Here is a 2,144-nt window from a genome sequence, read left to right as displayed (position 1 = left end):
CGACGCCCAGGCCCGTGCCGCAGATCAGCAACGCCCGGTCCGCCTCGCCCGCGGCGATCTTCTCCGCCGCCTCGACAGCGACGTTGGGGTAGTAGGTGCCGTCCTCGCGGCCGGTCACGCCCACGTCGATGACCTTGCCGACGCGGGGATCCTGCTCGAGCAGCTCCTTGAGCGCGGACTTGTGGCCGTAGCCGGCGTTGTCGGAACCGGTGACGATGGTCAGAGCCATGATCTTCTCCTTCGGTGACGAATGACGGAAGTGCAGGTGAGACGGAGGCGGCGGCGCGGTGACGTGCCGCGGCCCGGTCAGGCCGAGAGCTTCTCGGCCAGCAGCGTGACGATCTTCGAGAACGAGATCGCGCCGGGGTCGGGGGTGCCCACGGACTTGTCGCCGTGGTTGCGGGCGCGGCCCAGGGTCGCGGAGATGTCCGCGGTGGCCTCGGCCGCCTCGACGGCGCGGGCCGCCGCGGTCTCGACCGTCCGGGAGGCGGAGGCGGCGGCGCCGTCGCCCTTCTCGGCGCCCGCGGCCTGGGCGAGAGCGATCGCCTCGCGGAAGGGCACGGCCGCATCGACCATGGTCTTGTCGCCGGGCTTCGCCCCGCCGAGCCGTTCGACGGCCTCGACGGCCTGGACCAGACCGGTGAGCAGGTGCTCGCCGGAGACGGGCGCCTCGTCGGAGAAGGCGCTGCCGAGGCTGGTCAGCGCCGCGCCCCACAGCGCGCCGGAGGTGCCGCCGGCCTCGGCGGACCAGGCCGCACCGGCCTGGACGAGGACGGTGCGGGCGCCGCAGCCGCCGGCGATCACCCGGTCGGCGGCCCTGCGGGCGGCCTTCGCGCCGAACATCATGCCCTGGCCGTGGTCGCCGTCGCCGGCGATCGCGTCCATCCGGCCGAGCTCCGGCTCGAGCTCGACCAGCAGCGCCTCGACGTCGGCGAGGATCCCGGCGATCCGCTGCGCCGACTCCTTCGACTCGTCGGACGCGTCCGGGATCGGGTCCTCGCCGGGGGTGTAGATCTCGGTGCGCTCGGTGCCGAGGTCGCCCTCGACGGTGCCGCCGCGACGGAAGGCGGGGGCGTCGGCGGCGGCGAGCCAGTGCTGCTCGAGCTCCTCGTCCAGGCGCATCACGGTCAGGGACAGCCCGGCCATGTCGAGGCTGGTCACGTGCTCGCCCACCTCGGGACGCACGATGGTCAGGCCCGCCTCCTGCAGGAGCTGCGAGGCGTGCTTCCACACCACGAACATCTCCTCGTACTTCACGGTTCCCAGGCCGTTGAGCACCACGGCGACGCGGTCCGAGGCGAGCTCGGGGGTCTCGCCGAGCACGCCGTCGACCAGGACCTTCGCGAGCTCCTTCGCGCTCGGCATGGGCTGCTCGTCGATGCCGGGCTCGCCGTGGATGCCCAGGCCGATCGCCATCCGTCCCTCGGGGACGTGGAAGAGCGCGTCCTCCGCACCGGGCAGGGTGCAGCCGTCGAAGGCGACGCCGAGGGAGCGGGTGGCGTCGTTCGCCTTCCAGGCGAGGCGCTCGGCGTCGTCGAGGTCGGCGCCGGCTTGGATCGCGGCCCCGGCGACCTTGAAGACGGGCAGGTCGCCGGCGATGCCGCGGCGGTCGCGGTGCTCGCCCTCGCGGCCCGAGGCGATGTCATCGCTGACGGCGACGATGCGCACGTCGATGCCCTCGGCGCGCAGCTTCTCGGCGGCGACGCCGAAGTGGAGCACGTCCCCGGCGTAGTGGCCGAAGCCGAGGATCACGCCGCCGCCGTTCTCGGCGTTCTTCGCGACCGAGTACACCTGGTCGGAGGACGGCGAGGAAAAGATGTTCCCGCAGGGCGCGCCGTGGGCGAAGCCGGGGCCGACCCAGCCGGCGAAGGCCGGGTAGTGGCCGGACCCGCCGCCGACGACGAGCGCGGGCTGCCCGGCGGGGGTCCGCTTCGCGCGCACCACGCCGCCGTGGACGCGCAGCAGCTCCTCGGGGTGCGCGGCGACCAGGCCCTCGACGGCGTCGGAGGGGAAGGTCTGGGGGTCATCGAACAGGTAGGTCATCGGGTCTCTCCGGATCGGCGGGGTCGGTGCGGATGGGGGCATGTGCGGCGGCCGTCGGGCCGGCGCCGGGCGGACACGGCGGGCGCGGTGGCGGGCGCGGG

At 74.3% G+C, this 2,144-nt stretch carries 2 protein-coding genes; both read right to left on the bottom strand.

Annotated elements, in window-relative coordinates; genetic code table 11:
* The coding region (locus HMPREF3159_RS11140) for an RpiB/LacA/LacB family sugar-phosphate isomerase (protein ID WP_141748190.1) at positions 1-229 on the bottom strand (229 nt) is incomplete at its 3' end.
* A 77-nt stretch (positions 230-306) separates the two neighbouring features.
* The gene (locus HMPREF3159_RS11135) at positions 307-2,043 is read right to left on the bottom strand and encodes a dihydroxyacetone kinase family protein (RefSeq protein ID WP_070501088.1); all 1,737 of its coding nucleotides are present in this window, start codon (positions 2,041-2,043) and stop codon (positions 307-309) included.
* Between the last annotated feature and the right edge of the window lie 101 nt (positions 2,044-2,144).

The sequence above is a fragment of the Brachybacterium sp. HMSC06H03 genome, from assembly GCF_001807385.1.
Taxonomy (GTDB): Bacteria; Actinomycetota; Actinomycetes; order Actinomycetales; family Dermabacteraceae; genus Brachybacterium; species Brachybacterium conglomeratum.
Note: the sequence above shows the minus strand (reverse complement) of the source record. Positions and strands in the feature narration are given on the sequence as shown.